Below are 15,582 nucleotides of genomic sequence, written 5' to 3'. Positions count from 1 at the left end.
ATCTTTCTGTTGCCGGCAGCGGGAGCGCCTTCCGCCCGGAAACTTCAGAGCATGTTCACCGGGTCGAGGTCCAGCGAGATGCGCAAGTCGTGCTGAAGGTTCCCCATGTCTCTGAGCGCCAGGGCGTAGGCCTGCCGCACGACGTGCCATGCGCCCGCCTTGATGAGGCACTGGAAGCGCGAACGGCCCTGTATGCGGGCAAGCGGAGCGGGGGCCGGGCCGAGTACGGTAAGCCCGAGCTCCCTGCCGTGCTTTCTCAATGCGGAGGCGAAGGCGTTCACATATTTCTGGCCTTCGTTCCAGTCCCAGGGATAGGAAAGACGTATGAGGGCAAGCTTGACGAAGGGGGGATAGCGCCGCTGTCTGCGCAGGGCTATCTCGTGTTCGTAAAAACCTTCATAGTCGCCGTTTTCCACGAACTTCCAGCAGTAATGATGAATGTCCCGCGTCTGGATGAGCACGCGTCCCGGCTTTTCGCCCCGCCCGGCGCGTCCCGAGGACTGTACCAGAAGCTGGAAGGTGCGTTCCGCCGAACGGTAGTCGGGCATGTTCAGCCCCATGTCGCCGTCGGCCACCACGGCAAGGGTGACGTTGGGAAAGTGATGCCCCTTGGAGAGCATCTGCGTGCCCACGAGTACCTGCGCCTCCTGCCTGGCAAACGCGGAAAGGATTTCCTCCATGCGGCCGGGCCTTGCCGTGCTGTCGCGGTCGAGCCGGAGTACGCGTCCTCCGGGGGGGAGCGCGCCGGCCAGTTCTTCGCCGGCCAGGCTTTCTTCCAGTTTTTCCGTTCCCTCTCCCATGGGCAGAAAGTTCATGCCTCCGCATTTTTCACAGGGCGAGGGGTAGGGACGGGTATGGCCGCAGTAATGGCAGACCAGTTGTTCGCGCTTCTTATGGTAGGTGAGGGCGATGTCGCAGTGGGGGCATTTGGCCACGGTACCGCAGTCCAGGCAGTACATGAGGGGGGAATAGCCGCGGCGGTTGAGCAGAACGACGGCCTGCTCCCCTTTCTGCACCGTTTCCCGCAGCGCCTCCACGGCTCGCGGAGACAGCAGGCGCGAAGAGGGCTGTTCCCTGATGTCCACCAGTTCTATGACGGGAAGGCTCCCCCCTCCCGCGCGGTGCGTCAGTCTTGCCAGAGGAAAGGCCCCTTCCATGGCGGCGTGGAAGGTTTTGATGTCCGGTGTGGCGGAACCCAGGATAAGCAGGGCCCTGTGCCTGCGCGCTCTTTCCCAGGCCACCTCCTTGGCCTGATAGGGCAGACGGTCTTCCTGCTTGAAGGAACCGTCGTGCTCTTCATCCAGCACGATCGCGCCGAGGGGAGGCATGGGCAGAAAAAGAGCCGAGCGCGTGCCGATGATGAGGCACGGCTCCTTGCGTGCGGCAAGGCGGCGGAAGGTGCGTTCCCTCTGCTGCTGACTCTGGTAGCCGTGATAGAAGAACAGCGGCGTGCCGGGAAAGCGCTCCGCGGCGTCGCGCCTGAGCTTGAGGGCGATGGCCACTTCCGGCGCGAGAATGAGGGCCGAGCGTCCCCGCGCGAGGCAGGCCCGGGCAAGTTCCAGATACACGGCGGTCTTGCCGCTGCCCGTGATGCCGAAAAGAAGGTGAGGGGAGGGGCGCTCCTGCCCTTCCGCCAGCGCATCCATTTCCCTGCAGTAGCCGTCGAGCGCGGCCTGCTGTTCCTCGCTGAGGGTAAAGGGAGCCTCCGGCGGCGGAAGCAGGTCTTCCCCGGGTTCGGCTTCGTCCTCCTCCGTATCGCAGGGGCGCAGCTCCACCAGCTTGTTCTTGACAAGACTCGTCAGCGCAGGGCCGCTGTCCGGCAGGGCCTCGCGCAGTTTTTTGCGGGAACAGACGCCGTTCTTCAGCAGCCAGTCCAGCACTTCGCGCTGTCTGGCCGCATGAGGCCGCACGGGCCAGGGCGGATCGCAGGCAAGAGCGCACAGTTCGCCCTGCGCCGCGTCTTCCGCCAGCATGAGAAGTTCCGCCCGGCCGTTCATGAAGTCCTGCGCCAGCGATGCGCGTTCGGCCTGCGGCATGGAAGGAATGTCCCGCAGGGCGAAAAGTCTCGGCCTGCGGCCCTTGCCGTTCAGGTCGGGCAGGTACTGGCGCACGCGGATACGCGCCGTGATGCGCAGCCCCTGGGGCAGAAGATTGCCGAGAATGCGCCCCGGCGAGGAGTACTGGCGGGCGGCAAGCTGCGCCACGGTATCCATGTAGTCGGCGGGAAGAAGCGGCGTTTTTTCCAGCGGCCAGGTAAGGGGGCGCAGCGTGATGCCTTCTTTCCGGGGCATGGCGTGCTGCCCGGAGAAGACGCCGTGTTCCGCGTTTTCGTCGTCTTCGGAAAAGACGGCGACGATGACTCCCGCGCGTATGGCTCCGTTTCCGAGCGGAACGGCCACGCGTATGCCCGGCTGCCAGGAAAAGCCCGGAAATTCCTCCGGGGTGAGATAGCTCAGCGTGGCATAGGGGGGGGAGCACAGGGCGACGTGGCAGATCATGCGTTGGTCCTTATCCTGAGAACGTGCGACGCGGCGGAAAAAGGCGGCGCAGGCACCGCCTCAGGGGAAAAGGGCGTTTCCGGCAGAGCCGCCCGGTTCAGCCCTTGAACACGAAGAAGGCCCCGGCCACGATGAGGGCAAAGCCTATGGCATGGTTCCAGGTGAGGCTTTCTCCGAGGTATACCGTGGAGAAGATGCCGAAGATGGTCAGGGAAATGACTTCCTGTATGGTCTTGAGCTCCGCGGCGGAAAAATAGCCGTACCCCACGCGGTTGGCGGGTACCTGCAGGCAGTATTCAAAGAAGGCTATGCCCCAGCTGACGAGAATGGCGCCGATGAAGGTCAGGGAATGGTGGCGCAGATGTCCGTACCAGGCATAGGTCATGAAGATGTTGGAGCCTATGAGCAGGACGACGGTGATGAGAGGAATGGGGAGATGAAGCGTCATGGCGGCTCTCCGGTGTGCGCCCCTGGAACGGGAGGAGCCCCGTGTGCCGGAAGGGCGGCGCATACGGCTTTACGCGGCGGAACAGGGGCCTGCGTTTTTGCGTATTGCCCCGCCCGTACGCGGCACGGACGGGGCCTGTCCGAAAAAGAAAGGGGAGCATGCTCCCCTTTGATGAACGATGTCGCCGGGCGCGGCCCGGAGACTACAGATCGAATTCCTTGTGCAGGACGTTCACCGCCAGTTCCAGATCGGCTTCGTCCACCAGGCAGGAAATCTTCACTTCCGAGGTGCTGATCATGATGAGGTTGATGCCCGCCTTGTAGAGGGCGTCGAAGGCGCGGCTGGCGGCGCCGCTGTGGTTGCGCATACCCACTCCCACCACGGAGACCTTGGCGATATTGGAGGAATGTTCGATGCTGCTGCACGAAGGAGCGGCCTTTTCCAGCACCTCCAGGGTACGCTTAAGGTCCTTGCGGGACACGGTGAAGGCCATGTCGGTCACACCGTCGCGGCTGGCCGTCTGGATGATCATGTCCACCACGATGCCTGCGTTGCCCAGCGGGCTGAAGATGCCGGCCGCGGAGCCCGGGCGGTCATGCACGTCGCGGAGCGTGACCCTGGCCTGATCCTTGTCAAATGCAATGCCCGAAACGAGCACGGACTCCATCATACTGTCCTCCTTGGTGACCAGCGTGCCCGGATCGTTTGAGAAGGTGGAACGCACCCGGACAGGAACATTATATTTTTCGGCGATTTCTACGGAGCGGATTTGCAGAACCTTGGCGCCCATGGAGGCCATTTCCAGCATCTCGTCGTAGCTTATGCGCTCCATCTTGTGGGCGTCCTTGCACATGCGCGGATCGGTGGTGTACACGCCGTCCACGTCGGTGTAGATATCGCATATGGTGCCTTCGCCGAGAGCGGCGGCAACGGCCACGGCGGAGGTGTCGGAACCGCCGCGCCCCAGCGTGGTGAGGCGCATGTCGGGAGTGCGGCCCTGGAAGCCGGCCATGACCACCACATCATACGTCTGGAAGGCTTCGCGGATGGTCTCGGCGCTGATGGAGTCGATACGGGCGCTGCCGAAGGCGTCGTCGGTGACGATGGGAATCTGGAAACCCAGGAAGGAGCGCGCCTTCACGCCCGAGTCGCGCAGGAGCATGGAAAACAGCGCCACCGATTCCTGCTCGCCGGTGGTAAGCAGAACGTCAAGTTCCGCGGGATCAGGTTCGTCCGACCACTGGTAGGCCCTTTCCAGCAGGCTGTTGGTCTGGCCGTAACGGGCGGAGAGGACCACCACCACCTTGTTGCCTTCCTCAAGGGCGGCAAGCACCTTGGCGCGCACTTTTTTCATGCACTCCAGGTCGGCGACGGAAGATCCTCCGAATTTCTGCACAAGAATACGCATAGCACATCCTGAAAAAAGGAGATAAGGAACGGTTAAGCCTCATCAGCAGGCAAAAAACGCATCTGAAGCGCGGGACGCAGGCCCTGCAGGAGCGCAGCCGCCTTTTCTCCCCGGGCTTCGATGCTTGCCAGCCGGAAAGCTTTGCATGATTTGTCACTGTTGTCCAGCGCTTTTGCCCCGTCTCCGTCCACGGGGCGGAGAGTCACGTCGAGCCTTTCCTCCGCCTGTCGGCCGGGAGCAAGATACTGCGGCCATTCCAGAAGCAGGAACGGGTCGCCTTCTTCCAGCATTTCTTCCATTTCCTCCGGCAGGGAGGCTCCTTCCGAAAGGCGGTACAGATCGGCGTGCAGCACTTCCGGCCGGGTGGGGTACACGTTGCACAGCGTGAAGCTGGGGCTCGCCACCTCGGCGCAGTCTCCGCCGGGCAGCGCGGAAACAAAGCCGCGCGCAAGGGTGGTCTTGCCTCCGCCGAGATCCGCAAAGAGGTACAGATTGCGTACGCTCGAGGCGCTCATGGCGCGGGCCAGCATGGCTCCGAGTTCCATGGTGTCCTCGGGACTTTTCAGAACAAGGTGCATATATCCTCCTTGCGGGGTTCTCCCGCCAGATGCGCGACGCGGGGCAGAGCGTCCGCAAGGTCGCGCGGGTCGTTGCCGCGCAGGGGAAATTCCCGGCAAAGAAGCATGCCGGAAAGAGCATGCAGCCATACGCCGAGCGTGGCGGCAAGTGCGGCCTTCCGTCCGCGAGCCGCAAGCGCCCCTATGATGCCGGCAAGAGTGTCGCCGGAACCGGCCACGGCAAGCTGCGGCACGTTCCACGGAGAAATGACGGCAGGTTCGCCCGGAACGGCAATGAGCGTGCCTTCCCCCTTCAGTACCCATACGGCAGGAGCCAGGCGGGCAAGTTTTTCCAGTGCGGAGAAGCGGTTTTCCTGCACCTCACGGACGGATATGCCGAGAAGACAGGCTGCTTCCCCGGGGTGCGGCGTAAGCACGTCGCAGGGCCGCAGCAGGGAAAGAAGTTCCGGCTTTTTCGCCAGGGCAAAGAGCGCGTCGGCGTCGATCACCATCGGGGGCAGGCCGGGAATGTTCAGCAGCCTTTCCACAAGCGAGGATGCGCCTTCGCTTCTGCCGAGCCCCGGGCCGAACACCAGCGCGCCGCAGCCTTCTGCCGCTTCGGCAAGGGGAGAGGCGTGTTCCGCGCTCCAGCTCTGGAACGGCGTATCGGCCAGAGCCCGGGTGATGACTGCGGGCATGGTATGGCGCGCAACGTCAAGCACGCCTTCCGGGCCCGCCACGGTGACAAGGCCTGCACCCGTACGCAGCGCCGCCCATGCGGCAAGGCAGGGAGCTCCCGTATAGGAGGAGCAGCCTCCGGCAATGAGCACGCGCCCGGCGTCTCCCTTGTGCGCAGGGCCCTCTTCCATGGGGAGGGCCGGAGTTTCGAGAATGCTCTTCATGCGGGGGGAGATTCCGTGTTCCACTCTGTAGGGAGAGCCGCGGTCTTCATCTCTCTGCCCCGGAACAAGCCAGGTGCGGAAGGAGGGCGGGTTCGTTTCCTCCACGGCGCGGGGCATGCCGATGGGAAGCACCTCCACGTCTCCCGTGAACTTTGCGGCCCAGGGCATGAGCAGGCCGGGCTTTGCCGCCTGAAACGTTGCCGTGACGTGGGCGCGCACGGCGTCCGGGCAGGGGAGGCCCGTGCGCGCGTCAAGCCCGGAAGGCACGTCCACGGCAAAAACAAGCCGGGCGGAAAGCGCGTTCATGTTTTCCACCAGCGCTTTTTCCTTTTCCCTCAGCTCTCCGCGGAATCCCGTGCCGAGCAGCGCATCCACAAGAATGTCAGGCGCAAAGGAAAGGGCTTTGTCCCACGCTTCTGCGGGAAGAAAGGGAACGCCGAGCCGCAGGGCGACATCCAGCCAGTGCCCCGCAGCCCCGTGTCTGTCGTCGGCGCAGCGGGTGCTCAGAATCAGAGGATGCGCTCCCGCATCCAGAAGATGCCTCGCCATGCAGAAGGCGTCGCCCCCGTTGTTGCCTTTTCCGGCCACAAGCAGCACGCGGCAGGAGGCGAGTCTGAGCCCCCGCTCCCGCACGGCACGGCGCAGCGCGTCCATGGCGGCGCGCGCCGCGTTTTCCATGAGCGTTTCTTCCGCCAGGCCCGAGGCTATGGCCCCGGCATCCCAGCGCGCCATTTCTTCCGGTGTGGGAACAGGAACGAACATGAGTTTTCCTCCGCGCGGCAGGGCCGCGCTTTTCCGTTGCCTCCTCCGCGCAGGCAGCTGCGCGAAAAGGAACGGTCATGATTCGAGAATCACCACGGCTCCGGCCACGTCGCGTTCATGGGAAATGGAAACGTGCACGGCTCGCACGCCCATTTCTTCTGCTCTGACTTTGGCCGCACCGTGAAAATGAAGTTCGGGCCGGCCTGAGGCAAGGGTGAGTATTTCCACGTCATGCATGCCTATACCGTGGGCGAACCCCGTGCCGAGAGCCTTGACCGCGGCTTCCTTGGCGGCGAATCTTCCCGCCGCGTAGGCCACGCGGGCCGCAGAAGCTGCGGGCAGGGCGCTGCGTTCCTTCTCGGTGAGCAGGCGGGCAAGAAAGCGTTCGCCGTACTTTTCCAGCATGGTCCGTATGCGCGGCAGAGCCGTAAGGTCGAACCCCGTGCCTTGTATCATGGCGTCCTCAGTGCAGAATGTTCCAGAGCATTTCCCCGGCGGTTACGTAGAGAAACACGGCAAAGAATCGCCGCAGCACGGGTACCGGCAGGGTATGGGCGAGTTTCGCGCCGAGGGGCGCGAAGAAGACGCTGGAACAGGCGATGCCCAGCGTGGCGGGCAGATTGATGTAGCCGAGGCTCCAGGCGGGAAGCAGCGGGTCGCCCCAGCCCACGATGATGAAGCCCACGGTGCCCGATATGGCTATGGGCCAGCTTATGGCGGCAGAGGTACCCACGGCCTGTCGCATCTCCACGCCGCACCAGCGCAGAAAAGGCACGGACATGCTCCCGCCGCCGAGCCCCACGAGGCTGGACACGCCGCCGATGGTGAAGCCCGCCGCCGCAAGAGCGGCCCTGCCGGGCATGGTCTTTCGCGGATGCGGATAAAAATCAAGCAGCATCTGCGTGGCGATGCACACGAGAAACACGACGAAAAAGCCCCGCAGGCCGGAAGTGGACATGCGCGAGGCCAGCCATGAGGCACAGAGCGTGCCGATGACGATGGCCGGGGAAAGGCCGAGAACGTATTTCCACAGAACGCCGCCCATGCGGGCATGAGAACGCGTGCTCGACACGGCCGTGAACAGAATGCTGGAGAGCGACGTACCCACGGCCAGATGCATGATGAGTTCCGGCGCAATGTTGCTCTGCAGCCGGAAAATCATGTTCAGAAGCGGCACGACCACGAGCCCCCCGCCGATGCCGATGAGCCCGGAGAGAAAGCCTGCGGTGGCGCCGCAGAGAAGGTAGAGCAGAAGAATGGTCATAACAGCGTGTGCGGCAGGAATGCTCCTGCCGGGAAAGCGGCGGGACCGGCCCGGTATTCCGGGCCGGTCTGAGGCGCTAGGCCAGAATGTCGGAGTTGATGGAGGCGATGTCGGCGCAGCCGGTGAGGGCCATGGCCGAGGTGAGCTGGCCCCTGATGTCGGCCACATAGGCGGCCACGCCGTCGGTCTGTCCGCCGATGGCGGCCACGGAGAAGGGGCGGCCGATGAGCACGGCCTTCGCACCGAGGGCGAGGAGCTTGAGCATGTCCGTGCCGGAGCGCACGCCGCCGTCGGCCAGTACGGGAATTCTGTCGCCCACGGCCGAGGCTATGGCGGGCAGCACTTCCGCGCCGCCGCGGGTGCCGTCGAGCACGCGGCCGCCGTGATTGGATACCACGATGGCGTCGACACCGGCGTCGATGGCGATGCGGGCGTCGATGACGGTCATCACGCCCTTGATCATGAACTTCGCGCCGCGTTCATGCACGAAGCGGGCGATTTCGGCAAGTTCCTCAGCGCTCTTGGGGGCGACGGGACGGCCCTGGAGGCGCAGGGTCACAAGGCCCGCGGCGTCCACGTCCATGCCCACCACGGGGCAGCCCGTGGCGGTGGCGGATTCGAGCCTGTTCCACAGAAAATCGCCTTCCCACGGCTTGATGAAGGGAATGCCCCAGCCTTCCGCCTTGCGGATGGCTGCAAAGGCGCAGTCGGGAATGAGGGAACCCACGCCGTCGCCGCCGCAGCCGATGATGCCGGCCTTTTTGGAACCGCAGATGACGGCTTCGGCATAGGCGGCTTCATCCACGGGATTCTGCGAGGCGTCGCCCATGTTGAAGGCCACGCCGCCGATGGGGGCGGCGAGCAGGGGAAGGGCGAGCTTCAGACCCAGGATTTCGGTGGAGGTGTCGGGCTGGGCCGCGGTGTGCAGGCAGCGCATGGCCAGCTTCACGCGGGCCAGAGCCTCCACATTGGCGCGGAAGGAGGAACCGGTGCCGAGTCCTCCCATGCCGGGCACTTCCCCGGCGCAAACGCGGCCGTCGCACTGCGGGCAGACGCGGCAATGGCCCTTCATGCGTTCACGGGCCAGCTGTTTGATGGATGCGTCCATGCTTGTCTCTCCTGTACGGGTAGAACGGTTCTGGGCCGGCGCGGCGGGCGCGCCGGAAACGGATCAGGCCCTGTGAGCGGCTTCCAGTTCGGCGGCGGCCTTTTCCACGGCGGCCTTGTAGCCTTCGCGTTCGGCGCGCAGCAGGGCGGCCACGCGTTCATCGTGCAGCGCGATGATCTGGGCGGCCAGCCAGGCGGCGTTCTTCGCGCCGTTCAGGGCCACCGTGGCTACGGGGAAGCCGGAGGGCATCTGCACGGTGGCATACAGCGCATCCAGTCCGCCGATGGAGGAACCGGCCACCGGAATGCCGATGACGGGCTTTATGGTACGGGCGGCCACGGCGCCCGCAAGGTGGGCGGCCATGCCGGCGGCGCAGATGTACACTTTGCAGCCGTCCGCTTCCAGCTCTTCCATGAGCTTTTCGGTACGCTCGGGCGTGCGGTGCGCGGAAGTGACGGTGTAGCGGTAGGAAATGCCGAGTTTTTTGAGCACGTCGGCGCAGCCGCGCACGACGGGATCGTCGGAGGCGGAACCGATGAAGATAGCGACTTGAGTCATGGCGAATATCCTTTTCCCGGAATAGTCCGGATTGCAGCGGTCCTTGGGGCGGGCCGCGCGGGGTTCACATGGGCTTTCAGGCGAGATGCAGTCTCTTCAGGCCCTTGTTGCCGATATCGGTGCGGAACTGGCTGTGCTCCATGGCAAGCAGGGCCAGCCCTTCATAGGCGCGCGTCTGGGCGTGCTTCAGGTCGCTTCCGAGGGCGGTGACGCAGAGCACGCGGCCGCCGTTGGCAAGGATGCGTCCTTCCCCGGCCTTCGTACCCGCCTGGAAAACGCGCACGTCTTCCAGAGCTTCGGCCTTTTCTATGCCCGAGATGGGCATACCCTTGGGGTAGGAGTCGGGGTAGCCTTCGGCCGTGAGCACCACGCCGAGGGCGGAACGCTCTTCAATCTCGAGACTCACGGTGTCGAGCGTGCCGTCGATGCAGTGGAGCATGATGTCCGCCAGATCGCTTTTCAGGCGCATGAGCAGGGGCTGGCATTCCGGGTCGCCGAAGCGCACGTTGTATTCCAGCACCTTGGGGCCGTCCTTGGTCATCATGAGTCCGGCGTACAGAATACCCTTGAAGGGGGCGCCGCGGCGCGCCATTTCCGCAAGAATGGGGCGCGCCACCACGTCGGCCATGGCGGAGAGTTCGGCGTCGGGAAGAACGGGAGCCGGGCTGTACGCGCCCATGCCGCCGGTGTTGGGGCCCTTGTCGTTGTCGAACACGGCCTTGTGATCCTGAGCCGAGGGCAGAGGCAGGGCGGTTTTGCCGTCGCAGAAGCAGAGGAGGGAAACTTCCTCCCCTTCCAGAAATTCCTCGATGAGCACGGTGCTGGCCGCTTCGCCGAAGGCGCTGTTTTCAAACATGAGGTCGAGGGCGGCGTGCACCTCCTCCATGGTCATGGCCACCACGACGCCCTTGCCCGCGGCAAGGCCGTCGGCCTTGACCACCAGCGGCGCGCCGTGCCTTTCCACAAAGGCCTCGGCATCCGCGCGGCTGGTGAACACGCCCGCCGCGGCGGTGGGCACGCCCGCCTTCTGCATGACTTCCTTGGCGAAGGACTTGCTGCCTTCAAGCTTCGCGCAGGCGGCCGAAGGGCCGAAGCAGGCTATGCCCGCTTCCTGCATGGCGTCCACTATGCCGAGGGTGAGGGGAAGTTCGGGGCCAGGCACCACGAGATCGACGGCCTTTTCTCTGGCAAAGGCCACAAGGCCCTGAATGTCGCTGTCCCTGATGGGCACGTTGACGGCCACGGAGGCCGTGCCGCCGTTGCCGGGAGCAACGAAGATGTCCGTCACGTCCGGCCGCTGGCTGAGCTTCCAGGCCAGGGCGTGTTCTCGTCCGCCGGAACCTACGATGAGTATGCGCATACTATCCTTCCTTAAATTCATGGTTCTCAAAGGCTCGTTTGCCGGAAGCCTCACTGTGCAAAGGCGGCTTTCCGGTTCCGTCCCCGCCCGGAACGCGCCGGACGGGGACGGAGAAAACGCGCTATTTCATGAACAGCATTTCCTGATAGCTGGGCAGGGGCCAGAGATCGTCGGCCACCATGTTTTCCAGCCTGTCGGCCCACTGACGCAGCTCTTCCATGGCCGGAAGCACGCTGTGCAGGCACTGTTTCGCACTCTTGAGCAGATGTTCCTCGCAGGGCGACCAGTCGAGCTCGAGCACGCGTTCCTCAAGCGTGCGCAGGGAAGTCTCGAAATGCCCGATGACCTCGGCCAGATCCTTGAGGGAGTCAAGCGAGGCGGGCACTCCCAGCGCGGTGCAGGCGGTGGCGGAGGAGGCGAGTTCCTGGCGGTAGCGGACGGCCGCGGGATAGATCTGGGTGCGGGCCATGCGCACGGCGAGGCAGGCTTCGGTATGCACGGTCTTCAGATACTGCTCAAGCTGTATGTCCTCTCTGGCCTTGAGTTCCTGCCGGGAGAAGACCTGGTAGCGTTCGCACAGTTCCACCACTTCGGGCGAGGAGAACACCGGCACGGCGTCGGGCGTGGCCGGATAGTTGGGCAGACCGCGGCGTTCGGCCTCCTTCTGCCAGATTTCGGAATAGCCGTTGCCGTTGAAGATGACGGCGCTGTTTTCCTCCATCACGTTCTCGATGAACTTCTGCACGGCCTCGCCCAGGCTGAGGTGTTCCTCCTGCAGGGCGTTTTCCAGGAAGGTGGCGGCATAGTCCAGAGATTCGGCCATCATGGTGTTGAGCACCACGAGGGCGTCCGCGGCGGACATGGAGGAACCGAGGGCGCGGAATTCGAAGCGGTTGCCCACGAAGGCGAAGGGACTCGTGCGGTTGCGGTCGCCCGGATCGGCGGGAAGCGGGGGCAGGGTGTCCACGCCCACGTTCATCATGCGCTTGCCCTGAGCGCCCACGACCTGGCCCACGCGGAACTGTTCGAGCACGTCGGTGAGCTGGTCGCCGAGGAACAGGGACATGATGGCGGGCGGCGCTTCGTTGGCGCCGAGACGCCTGTCGTTGGAGGCGGAACTCACCACCGCGCGCAGGAACCCGGCATGGCGGTGCAGGCCGCGGATGACGGCGCACAGGAACACGAGGAACTGGGCGTTTTCATGGGGGTTGTCGCCCGGCGCGAAGAGGTTGCCCACTTCCGGGCTGCCTATGGAGTAGTTGAGGTGCTTGCCCGAGCCGTTGATGCAGTCGAAGGGCTTTTCATGCAGCAGGCAGGACATGCCGTGGCGGCGGGCCGTCTTCCTGAGCACCGTCATGATGAGCTGGTTGTGGTCGCAGGCGAGGTTGCCCGACTCGAAGGTGGGAGCGATTTCGTACTGGCTGGGGGCCACTTCGTTGTGGCGCGTCTTCACCGGTATGCCCAGGCGGTAGAGCTGGCGTTCCACATCGGCCATGAAGCCGAGCACGCGGCTCGGAATGACGCCGTAGTACTGGTCTTCGAATTCCTGCCCCTTGGGAGGACGCGCGCCGAAGAGGGCGCGGCCTGCGATGAGCAGGTCGGGCCTTGCGGAAACGAAGGTGCCGTCGATGAGGAAATATTCCTGTTCAAGGCCGCCGTTGGACATGATGGGCATGGTGGGATTCATGCCGAACAGACGCAGCACGCGGGCGGCCTGCTGGTTCAGAGCCTGGTTGGAACGCAGAATGGGCGTCTTTTTGTCGAGGGCGATGCCCGTCCAGGAAAGGAACACCGTGGGGATGCACAGCACCATGCCCGCGGGGCTTTCCATGAGGTAGGCGGGGCTGGTCACGTCCCACGCGGTATAGCCGCGAGCCTCGAAGGTGGAGCGAAGCCCGCCGGAGGGGAAGCTCGAACCGTCGGCCTCGCCCTGCACGAGGGCGCTGCCGCTGAACTGGGCCAGCGCTCCGCCCTTGCCGTCGGGATCGAGGAAGCTGTCGTGCTTTTCCGCGGTAAGGCCGGTCAGAGGATAGAAGACATGGGTGTAATGGTCCGCGCCGCGTTCCATGGCCCAGGATTTCATGGCGTTGGCCACCACGTCGGCCACGGCGGGGTCGAGGCGACGGCCGAGGTCGATGGTGGTGCGCAGGGATTTGTACACGGCCTTGGGCAGGTAACGCCGCATGGCCTTGTCGTCGAAGACGTTGCAGCCGTAATATTCCGTGGGATCGGTGTGGCTTTCGGCCGCTGCGGGGCGGCCCCCCGCTATGTATTCCGCGTCATGGCGTCTCGTGGCGACGGAAAGCACGGCATGACTGCGGCTGGCGTTGGCGGAACTCATGCGAACTCCTTCAAAAAAATGATGACAGGCCCGGAGAACCGGGCCTTTCGGCGTTGGGGATGTCCCCGGGTCAGTCTATGGAAACCACTTCCAGGGCGAAGGTGAGGTCCTTGCCCGCCATGGGGTGGTTGGCGTCGAGTACGATGTGCTTGTCGTTCACTTCGCAGATGGTCACTTCCAGTTCCCCCTGATCGGTGGAAACGTGCAGCATCATGCCCACCTGCGGCTTGATGGTCGGCGGCACCTGTTCCAGGGGCACGGGGAAGAGAAGCTGCTGCTGTCTGGCACCGTAGGCTTCCGCCGCGGGAATGGTCACGGAGAACTTGTCGCCGACTTCATGGCCCATGACGGCCTTGTCGAAGCCGGGAATGACCTGGCCGGAGCCGACCTTGAAGCGCAGGGGGCTGCCTTCGCGGGAACGGTCGAACTCGGAACCGTCGTTCAAGGTGCCAACATAATGGACAGAAACAGTGTCGCCGGGTTTAATGGGCATGGGAACCTCTGGGGAAGAGTGTTGAAAAAAGGACGCGCGCGTGCCGTTTCCCGTGTCGGACGGAACGGTGCGCCGGAAAGATGCTTTCCGATTGACGGCATCGGCACAGGACGATACCTAACACAGAGATCGTCCAACTCCAAGCGCATTTAATGGATGGAGGCCTGCGGTATGACACCCGAAAAGAAAGACGGCGCGCAGCCGGGACAGTTCAGCCTTCTCGGCACGGCGAGCACCATGGGGCTGCACATGGTTTCCGGTCCCGTGGTGGGGGGCGGACTGGGCTGGCTTGTCGACGAGTGGCTCGGTTCCTGGCCCGTGGGGTCGGCCGTAGGGCTTCTTCTCGGGCTGGCCGCGGGGTTCCGCAACGTATGGATCGACGCCCGCTATCTTGCACGGAAGAACGCCGCGCAGGATGCAGAGGAGAAGGCCCGGCGCGAAAAGGAACTTCGGGAGCGGGAAAAGGTTCCTTTCCGGGAGGAAAGGAAAGACCGGAAGGCTCTGACCGCCGATGACGCGCACGATGAGGCCGGGCGGGACGCCCCGGCCGACGATGCGTTCACGGCGTCCGTGCTTGCGGGAACCGCCACGCCCGGAGACAGGGAACTCGACGAACTTGAGGAATCTCTGGAAGCCATACGCCGCGCCCTTGAGGAGAAAAAAGACCGCGGTGTTTCCGGCAGCGGGGAGAAACATGAACATAATTGAACAAGCGGACCGGCGGCTGTGGAGGAAGGGCTTCGTCCATGCCCCGATCCGGTGCGCCGTGAGAAATCTTTTTTTCTTTTCCCTGCTGCTTTTTCTGGCGGGAACCGCCGCGCTTCCATGGGGAGCGAACGTCTTCTGGTGCGGGGTGATGGCGCTTTTATCCTTTTGGAATTTTTATACTCTTGCGCTTTTCATCCAGCGCGCCCTGCCCGCGGTCATTCCCGAGGAGGACAGACGCGGTGAAGCGAGCGGACGCATTGTGAAAAAAGGTTTGCTCATCAGAACGCAATTGAGGCTTTTCATTACCGGAATTTTCGTGTATATAGCATTAGTCGTTTTTCAGGCGAGTCCGGCCGCTCTTGCGGCGGGGCTTTCCTCGGCGGTCATCATCATACCGGTCTCTCTGATTTTCCGGTAGCGAATAAGCCAGGGCACATACAGGAGGTTTCCATGGCTGCATCAGGACTGGCGCACCCTCTTCTGCTTTCGACCGTTTTCCACATGGATGAGATCACGGTCGCGGGCATGACCATCGAGACCAAGTATGTGTTCTTCACCTGGCTCGGCATGGCCATTCTTCTCGTCACCGGGCTTGTGCTGCGCAGAAACATCAGCACCGTTCCCGGCAGACTTCAGCTTTTCTTCGAGGTGCTGGTGGACGGACTGGAAAAGTTCATCCTCACCAATCTCGGCGAGAAGGGCCGCCGTTTCGTGCCCCTGCTCGTTTCCATCTTCATCTATGTGCTCACCATGAACCTGCTGGGTCTCGTGCCCGGCTGCGACGCTCCCACCGCGAACCTGAACACCACCATCTCCATCGCTCTGTGCGTGTTCATCTATTACAACTATGTGGGCATCCGCACCTGGGGATTCGGGTATATCCACCACTTCACCGGTTCCAGCAAGCCGCTGATTCCGCTGATGTTCCCCATTGAGGTCATTTCCCATCTGGCCCGTCCGCTTTCCATGTCTCTGCGTCTTTTCGGCAACATCTTCGCCGAGGAAATGACGCTCATCATCTTCTTCGGCTTCGGCGCGAGCATCTACATCGGCGTGCTCCTCGGCACGGTTCCCATGTACTTCCTGTTCCTGCTCGGCAAGGTTCTGCAGGCCTTCATCCTGTTCATCCTGTCCATGATCTACATCCAGGGATCCGTGGAACACGCCCACTAAGC

At 63.6% G+C, this 15,582-nt stretch carries 15 protein-coding genes; 3 read left to right on the top strand and 12 right to left on the bottom strand.

Annotated elements, in window-relative coordinates:
* Window positions 1–44: 44 nt before the first annotated feature.
* From priA to CZ345_RS15860, 12 genes are all read right to left on the bottom strand, one after another.
* Window positions 45–2,498 carry a replication restart helicase PriA gene (gene priA / locus CZ345_RS15915; RefSeq protein WP_077074031.1) on the bottom strand — a complete coding sequence of 818 codons (2,454 nt, stop codon included), beginning with the start codon at window positions 2,496–2,498 and terminating at the stop codon, window positions 45–47.
* Between the two features lie 97 nt (window positions 2,499–2,595).
* On the bottom strand, window positions 2,596–2,946 hold the full coding sequence (locus CZ345_RS15910; RefSeq protein ID WP_077074030.1) for a DMT family protein: 351 nt from the start codon (window positions 2,944–2,946) through the stop codon (window positions 2,596–2,598).
* A 202-nt stretch (window positions 2,947–3,148) separates the two neighbouring features.
* A complete protein-coding gene (locus tag CZ345_RS15905; protein WP_077074029.1) occupies window positions 3,149–4,354 on the bottom strand; it encodes an aspartate kinase in 1,206 nt (401 codons plus the stop codon).
* Window positions 4,355–4,386: 32 nt separating this feature from the next.
* Window positions 4,387–4,932 (bottom strand): tRNA (adenosine(37)-N6)-threonylcarbamoyltransferase complex ATPase subunit type 1 TsaE, encoded by a 546-nt coding sequence (tsaE, locus tag CZ345_RS15900; RefSeq protein ID WP_077074028.1) that lies wholly within the window; start codon window positions 4,930–4,932, stop codon window positions 4,387–4,389.
* Entirely contained in the window at window positions 4,917–6,575 is a 1,659-nt protein-coding gene (locus CZ345_RS15895; RefSeq protein ID WP_077074027.1) for a bifunctional ADP-dependent NAD(P)H-hydrate dehydratase/NAD(P)H-hydrate epimerase, read from the bottom strand. Before CZ345_RS15895 ends, tsaE begins: the two co-directional genes overlap by 16 nt.
* Window positions 6,576–6,650: 75 nt before the next feature.
* Window positions 6,651–7,031, bottom strand: coding sequence for a holo-[acyl-carrier-protein] synthase (locus CZ345_RS15890; RefSeq protein ID WP_077074026.1), 381 nt, complete (start codon window positions 7,029–7,031; stop codon window positions 6,651–6,653).
* A gap of 7 nt (window positions 7,032–7,038) precedes the next feature.
* Entirely contained in the window at window positions 7,039–7,839 is an 801-nt protein-coding gene (locus CZ345_RS15885) for a sulfite exporter TauE/SafE family protein (RefSeq protein ID WP_077074025.1), read from the bottom strand.
* 76 nt (window positions 7,840–7,915) lie between these two features.
* Window positions 7,916–8,947 carry an alpha-hydroxy-acid oxidizing protein gene (locus CZ345_RS15880; RefSeq protein WP_077074024.1) on the bottom strand — a complete coding sequence of 344 codons (1,032 nt, stop codon included), beginning with the start codon at window positions 8,945–8,947 and terminating at the stop codon, window positions 7,916–7,918.
* 63 nt (window positions 8,948–9,010) lie between these two features.
* Window positions 9,011–9,505: a 5-(carboxyamino)imidazole ribonucleotide mutase gene (gene purE / locus CZ345_RS15875; RefSeq protein ID WP_077074023.1), complete on the bottom strand. Its 495-nt coding sequence runs from the start codon at window positions 9,503–9,505 to the stop codon at window positions 9,011–9,013.
* A 76-nt stretch (window positions 9,506–9,581) separates the two neighbouring features.
* Window positions 9,582–10,865 (bottom strand): phosphoribosylamine--glycine ligase, encoded by a 1,284-nt coding sequence (gene purD, locus CZ345_RS15870; RefSeq protein WP_077074022.1) that lies wholly within the window; start codon window positions 10,863–10,865, stop codon window positions 9,582–9,584.
* A gap of 121 nt (window positions 10,866–10,986) precedes the next feature.
* Window positions 10,987–13,206, bottom strand: a complete 2,220-nt coding sequence (locus CZ345_RS15865; RefSeq protein WP_083717544.1) for a glutamine synthetase III family protein — start codon at window positions 13,204–13,206, stop codon at window positions 10,987–10,989.
* A 70-nt stretch (window positions 13,207–13,276) separates the two neighbouring features.
* On the bottom strand, window positions 13,277–13,699 hold the full coding sequence (locus tag CZ345_RS15860) for an FKBP-type peptidyl-prolyl cis-trans isomerase (protein WP_077074021.1): 423 nt from the start codon (window positions 13,697–13,699) through the stop codon (window positions 13,277–13,279).
* A 171-nt stretch (window positions 13,700–13,870) separates the two neighbouring features.
* On the opposite strand from CZ345_RS15860, the gene CZ345_RS15855 reads away from it, so the two are divergent.
* Genes CZ345_RS15855 through atpB form a run of 3 tightly spaced genes read left to right on the top strand, consistent with a single transcriptional unit; the run spans window position 13,871 to window position 15,580 of the window.
* Window positions 13,871–14,407 (top strand): AtpZ/AtpI family protein, encoded by a 537-nt coding sequence (locus CZ345_RS15855; RefSeq protein WP_077074020.1) that lies wholly within the window; start codon window positions 13,871–13,873, stop codon window positions 14,405–14,407.
* On the top strand, window positions 14,370–14,825 hold the full coding sequence (locus tag CZ345_RS15850) for a hypothetical protein (protein WP_162274992.1): 456 nt from the start codon (window positions 14,370–14,372) through the stop codon (window positions 14,823–14,825). The genes CZ345_RS15855 and CZ345_RS15850 overlap by 38 nt, the downstream gene beginning before the upstream one ends.
* A 32-nt stretch (window positions 14,826–14,857) precedes the next feature.
* Entirely contained in the window at window positions 14,858–15,580 is a 723-nt protein-coding gene (atpB, locus tag CZ345_RS15845) for a F0F1 ATP synthase subunit A (protein WP_077074018.1), read from the top strand.
* The last annotated feature ends 2 nt before the right edge of the window (window positions 15,581–15,582 follow it).

Source organism: Mailhella massiliensis (genome assembly GCF_900155525.1).
Lineage (GTDB): Bacteria > Desulfobacterota > Desulfovibrionia > Desulfovibrionales > Desulfovibrionaceae > Mailhella > Mailhella massiliensis.
The sequence above is the reverse complement of the archived record's forward strand: the minus strand, read 5'-3'. Positions and strand labels throughout refer to the sequence as shown.